The organism is uncultured Campylobacter sp. (genome assembly GCF_938040115.1).
Taxonomy (GTDB): Bacteria; Campylobacterota; Campylobacteria; order Campylobacterales; family Campylobacteraceae; genus Campylobacter_A.
The window spans coordinates 1-5,604 of record NZ_CALHXD010000258.1 but is presented as its reverse complement, the minus strand read 5'-3'; the positions used below and the strand labels follow the sequence as shown (position 1 = coordinate 5,604).

4 protein-coding genes, 1 pseudogene and 1 riboswitch are annotated in these 5,604 nt (G+C 44.0%); of the genes and pseudogenes, 4 read left to right on the top strand and 1 reads right to left on the bottom strand.

The window, feature by feature from the left end; genetic code table 11:
• Nucleotides 1-76, bottom strand: a riboswitch (cobalamin riboswitch). This riboswitch is flagged as partial in the annotation.
• 177 nt (nucleotides 77-253) lie between these two features.
• From Q0314_RS08655 to Q0314_RS08640, 4 genes and pseudogenes are all read left to right on the top strand, one after another.
• Entirely contained in the window at nucleotides 254-1,039 is a 786-nt protein-coding gene (locus Q0314_RS08655; protein ID WP_298058281.1) for a hypothetical protein, read from the top strand.
• Nucleotides 1,009-1,524: pseudogene (locus tag Q0314_RS08650) on the top strand (response regulator transcription factor); the annotation flags it as partial. The gene Q0314_RS08655 and the pseudogene Q0314_RS08650, both read left to right, overlap by 31 nt.
• A 38-nt stretch (nucleotides 1,525-1,562) precedes the next feature.
• A complete protein-coding gene (locus Q0314_RS08645) occupies nucleotides 1,563-2,792 on the top strand; it encodes a HAMP domain-containing sensor histidine kinase (RefSeq protein WP_298058282.1) in 1,230 nt (409 codons plus the stop codon).
• Nucleotides 2,793-4,241: a Ppx/GppA phosphatase family protein gene (locus Q0314_RS08640; protein ID WP_298058279.1), complete on the top strand. Its 1,449-nt coding sequence runs from the start codon at nucleotides 2,793-2,795 to the stop codon at nucleotides 4,239-4,241.
• A gap of 2 nt (nucleotides 4,242-4,243) precedes the next feature.
• On the opposite strand, the gene Q0314_RS08635 is transcribed toward Q0314_RS08640, so the two are convergent.
• Entirely contained in the window at nucleotides 4,244-5,542 is a 1,299-nt protein-coding gene (locus tag Q0314_RS08635; RefSeq protein WP_298058278.1) for a PD-(D/E)XK nuclease family protein, read from the bottom strand.
• Nucleotides 5,543-5,604: the final 62 nt, after the last annotated feature.

Below are 5,604 nucleotides of genomic sequence, written 5' to 3'. Positions count from 1 at the left end.
TTACAGTGGCGGGACCGCTTCGGCTTATACCGAATTCCAGTTTAAGTCTCTCGACGCCTATTTCCTCTTATATTCAATTTTTATGTTTATATTAATACGACTTGTATAATTTTGTCAATAAGAGAATATAACTTATATTTTGTTAATATAAGGAGTGATGGATTATGACGAGGTTGTTTCAATACAGTTGCGTGAAATGAATCTTCAATGATATAATGACAGCGTTTGTATTTGTGCGAAGGGAGGTGGGGCAATGCCCCTGGATGAATTTGCGTGGCGCGTGCGGCTCGCACGGCGGCGCAGGGCACACGCACGAAAATTCAAGATGGCGGCGGGGCTGATCACCCTGACGATTGCGGCGATTGCATGGTACCTCGGCTACTACATGCAACGTCCCGAGTACGCACTCGCACAGGCGGCTGCTGCGGTGGAGCAGCATGATCTGGCGGCGTTCCAACGCCGCGTGAATATCGCGGCGGTTGCGGACGCGGGCTACGATGACCTCACCTATGTGCTCTTTTCGCGCGACACGAGACTGTCGGAGTCGGAGCGCAGCGCCTCCGGAAAATTTTATCAGCGCATCAAGGGGAGTGTTGCCGAGGGGCTGACGTACACGATCGAGAATGCCGTCCAAAATTCTGTATGGGCAGAGCCGGAGGGCGTGAATGCGCTCAAAGGCCGTCAGCTCGGCATCGACTTTGAGTATCTGATGGAGTGCAGCCATCTGCGGGACACCAGCGTCCTCAGTATTGGAGACGTTACGCGCGACGGGAGCGGTGCCGTAGCAATGCTGACCGTCGTGGACGAGGGGACGGGGCTTGAGTTTCCGCTGCAGCTGCGCATGGAGAAAGGCGATCTGGGCTGGCAGGTTGTTCGCGTGGTGAACTACCGCGCCTACCTCGAGGCGGTACAGATGGCGGCGGGCAGCGATGTTACGCGCTACATCGAGGCGACGCGTCCCATCGTCGACCGCTATAACGGCGTCTTTCGCAGCACGCAGTACGAGTTTCTCTACCTGACGGAGACGGCGTGGACCTAATCAACATAATAAAACATAAATCTCCGCGCACCGCCGTCGTCGTAATATCGGCAAAAGACGATAAAGAAAGCGAAGTAAAAGCCTTTAGAATCGGTGCGGATGATTATATCAAAAAGCCGTTTGATTTTGACGTTTTAGTAGCTAGGATCGAAGCTCGCTTGCGCTTTGGCGGTACGAACGTTATCAAAATAGACGACCTTATCATCGATCCGGACGAGGAGAAAATCACCTACCTAGGCCAAGATATCGAGCTAAAAGGCAAACCGTTTGAGGTGCTAACTCACCTTGCGCGCCACAGCGATCAGATCGTGAGCAAAGAGCAGCTACTAGACGCGATCTGGGAGGAGCCTGAGCTCGTAACTCCAAACGTAATCGAAGTAGCAATCAATCAAATCCGCCAAAAAATGGATAAACCGTTAAATATCTCGACTATCGAGACGGTCAGAAGACGCGGGTATAGGTTTTGCTTTCCCAAAAAAGCCTAAGATTTAGGTTTATAGTGCAATTAGCATCGGCTTCTACGATGCTAATTCTCATCATCTCCGTTCTTTTATACCAGTATATCAAGGTCACGATATACGAGGGTATCTCGCAATCGCTCGCATACGAAGCTAAAATTTTATCCACGAGCGCAAATTTATCTAAAGTAGAAAAACCGTTTGAGTATTTCACGCTAAACGATAGTCCCACTAGGGCAAAGTTAGTCGAGGGCAAAACAGTATCGCCTTATTTCGTCACGGAAAGGGTTGGTCAAAAGACACATTTGACGCTGTTTTACCCGTATATGGACGATACTAGCATCGCGCTAACCAAAGACACCACTCATCAAAGCAAACTCATAGATCAAATTTTAATCGACATCATCATGGTAAACGCTACATCGATACTTCTGATTATTTTTTACGTGCTGTTTTTGTCGCGGATGCTGCTGGTGCCGATCAAAATTTTAAGCAGAAAAATGACGAATTTAAACGAGCGATTTTTGCAGACGGTGAGCCTTGACGAGCTACCGCCAGAGTTTAAGCCGCTAGGCAAAAGCCTAAACCGCCTAATCGAGCGTATTCAGACGTTCGTGCTTTATCAAAAGGAGCTTTTTGTCGGCGTCGCGCACGAGCTAAAAACGCCGCTAGCGGTGATGAAAACCAAAAACGAAGTGACGCTAATAAAACCGCGCGAGAGCGAAAAATATATCGAAGCGCTCAAAAACAACAACGAAGCGATCAATCAGATGAACAAAATGATTGGCTCGATCCTAGAGATAGGGCGGCAGGAGGGCGCGCAGTTTGAGGAGGCCGTGCGTATCGACATCATCGAGTTTTTAAATCAATCTGCGAATAATTTTAAAATTTTAGCTCGCGGCGAGGGCAAGGATATAGCGACCGATTTTGCGCCTAGCAGACTTGAAATGACGCTACAAACGACGCTTTTAACGCATGTTATCCAAAATTTCGTCCAAAACGCGATCAAATTTTCTCCTCGCGGCGCCGTGGTTACTCTACGCTCGCGCCTTAGCGAAAACGAATTTATCATCGAGGTCGTAGACGAGGGCTGTGGTATCGACGAGAGCAAGGACCTTTTTGCGCCGTTTAAGCGTTTCGGCGATAAGGGCGGAGCGGGGCTTGGGCTATTTCTAGCTAAGGGCGCGGCTCAGGCTCTGGGCGGCTCGGTATCTATCAAAAACCGCACCGACGGACGCAGCGGCGCGGTCTCGACCCTCGCTCTAGCGATAAATAAAAATAATAAAGGCAAATAAATGGCAAAACGAACCGCCGTCATAGATCTAGGCTCAAATTCGATGCGAATGGCGATTTTTGAGAAGACTTCGCGTTACGCGTTTCACATCATCGGTGAATTTAAGATGAAGGTGCGTCTGGGTGAGGGCGCGTACGAGCACGGCGGCGAGATCGCCCAAAAGTCGATGCAAAAGGCCTGCGAAGCGCTTAGCGAGTTTAAAAATATCGCAAAAAACTACAAATGCACGAAAATTTTCGCCATGGGCACCTCGGCTCTGCGCGACGCTCCAAACGCCGGCGAGCTTATAAGCATGGCGCGCAAAGAGCTCGGGATAAATTTAAAAGTCGTTAGCGGCAAGGACGAAGCGACGTTTGGCGGCGTGGCGGCGCTAAATTTGCTTGAGCCGCTAGAGGAGTTCGTCACGCTTGATATCGGCGGAGGCTCGGCGGAGCTAGCGCTTGTTAGCGGCGGCAAGATAATAGACGCCGCGTCTTTAAATTTAGGCACGGTGCGGCTAAAGGAGCTATTTTTTGATAAAAAAAATCTAAGCGCTGCGCAGCCGTTTATCAAAGACGCGCTAAAAAGCTTGCCTAAAAATTTCAAAAGCAAAAACCTAGTCGCCATCGGCGGCAGCCTGCGCGCGATATCTTCAGCGATAATGTCGGCGCAAAACTACCCTCTAAAAACGGTGCATAATTTTGCTTATAAGCTGCAAAATCACAAGAGCTTTATCGAGAGTATCTCGCAAGCAAGCGTGCTGGAACTTGGAAAATTCGGCATCAAAAAAGATCGCTTTGATACGATTAGAGAGGGCGCACTGATCTTTTTAAGCGCGGCCGAAGCTTTAGGTGCACAAAATATCTACACTAGCGGCGCGGGCTTTAGGGAAGGCGTATTTTTAAGCGATATCTTACGTCCGACTCGCAAATTTCCGCCTAATTTTAACCCAAGCGTGAGGAGTTTACAGGATAGGTTTTTGCTCGGCGATAATAAAACTATCGTAAAATACGCTAAAGATATTTTTGCCGTGCTAGAGCCGCTGCATGAGCTTGGTGGGCGATACGAGAGCGAGCTGGCGGTCGCGGCTAAGCTGCATGACGTGGCGCAGTGCTTGGGATTTTACGGCGAGCACGCTAGCTCGGCGTTTTTCGTGCTAAACGCGCTAAACTACGGCTTTTCGCATGCGCAAAAATGCCTCATAGCCGCAATCATCGCTCAAAACGGCAAAAAAAGCTCGAGCGAATTTGAGCGGTTTAAAGATCTGCTACCTAGCGAAAGCGTCGTGCGCTGGCTGAGTTTTATCCTCGCTCTTGCTAAAAATTTGGACGCAAACTGCGCGCATAAAAAGTTGGAGTTTGAGTTTATCAACCATACTTTACAAATTTACGGCGCTAAGGAGCTGTTTATGGCGAAAGAAAATATCAAAAAGATGACTAAGCCTGATACGTTTGCGATCTGTTTTGCGTGAGTTTACGGATTTTGCCCTTGAAGTTCTTTGAGGGCTTTTTCTGTCTTATCATCGAATTCTTTTATTTCTTGCCTTAGTATTTCAACTATTCTATTAGCCTCATTTTTTATTTCAGCATAGCTTAGTTTTTCAATATCTCTGTTTTTTAAACTGTCTTTACCCTTATTTATTTCTATTGCTTTTTCTGCTGTATCGCATTCATCAATTTTTATATCTTTAAATAAGTTGTTATATATTTTTTTTAAAATTTTATCCTTTTCCCTTGTTGAACATTTATTGCAGAAGTATCCTATCCATAGGCTATTTCCTTTTTCTCTATTGTTAATTTGTATGTCTATAAAATTTCTACTTTCAGTATTTTCTGTGTCAATATATGTATTAATGTATTCGTTTATTTGATCTAGGCCATTTGTTTTTACAAGCCAATATATACCTTGATCCTCTTTTTTATAAAATTTAAAATTTTGAACTATCATATTGTGTAATATATTGATATTTGTATCCTTATAATACATTATATATTTGAGTTCTTTTTTGCTTGTTTCCCATATTCTATTCTCTTTATCATTATTCAAGTATTCAAGTACACTTCTGTAATCCGCCCATATGCGATCATATTTTGGCTTTAATTTGTCTTCCATCATATATTTTTCGACCAACAGGTCGGTATACTGAAGTAATGTTGTCTTCGCTTCATGAGATAGTGTAACGGTATTATTGCTTATTAATTCTTCTATACTTTGACCAATCATGTTATGAGAGGCTACAAACCAAAATTTTTGTTCTTCTTTATTATGCGGTAAATACCCGTCAACTGTCAAAAAGATGTAAATTTTTTTACCTATTCCTTCTTTTTTTTCAATGGATTTACGGTAGTTATTTAGTTGGTTTTCACTTTCTGTTGCATCTATTTTATTTTCAATACCGATAACTACATTGTTGGTTTTGTCTTCTATGAAAATATCAATCTTTTTTCCCTCCAGGATATATTCTTGGTGAATTTCAATATTTTCAGGGTTTGTATTGGATATTTCTTCTATATATGCTTGTAAAATATCGTAATATTCTTTGCTTATTTTACTATTTGTTTTATTTTCCTTTAGTACTTTAGTTAAAAAGTGGCTTAGAATTTTATATTTTAGACAATATTTTTCGTTACCAAAAAGCCAAGATATAATCTTTGTGTGCTGTGGTTCTGTAAGATCTACAACTTCTAGAATATTAAAATCCATAATATAGTCTGAGGATATTTTCGGAAATTCCTCGTTTACTAATTTCTCTAATAAGCCTTTTTGATTCATCTTGTTCTAGTCTATACTTGCCTTATCCTTGTATGCGTCCAGCGTTTGGCGGTTTTCGATGT

Coding starts and splice junctions, on each gene's coding strand:
- Q0314_RS08655 (WP_298058281.1), top strand. CDS start 254: ATGCCCCTGGATGAATTTGCGTGGCGCGTGCGGCTCGCACGGCGGCGC.
- Q0314_RS08645 (WP_298058282.1), top strand. CDS start 1,563: ATGCTAATTCTCATCATCTCCGTTCTTTTATACCAGTATATCAAGGTC.
- Q0314_RS08640 (WP_298058279.1), top strand. CDS start 2,793: ATGGCAAAACGAACCGCCGTCATAGATCTAGGCTCAAATTCGATGCGA.
- Q0314_RS08635 (WP_298058278.1), bottom strand. CDS start 5,542: ATGAATCAAAAAGGCTTATTAGAGAAATTAGTAAACGAGGAATTTCCG.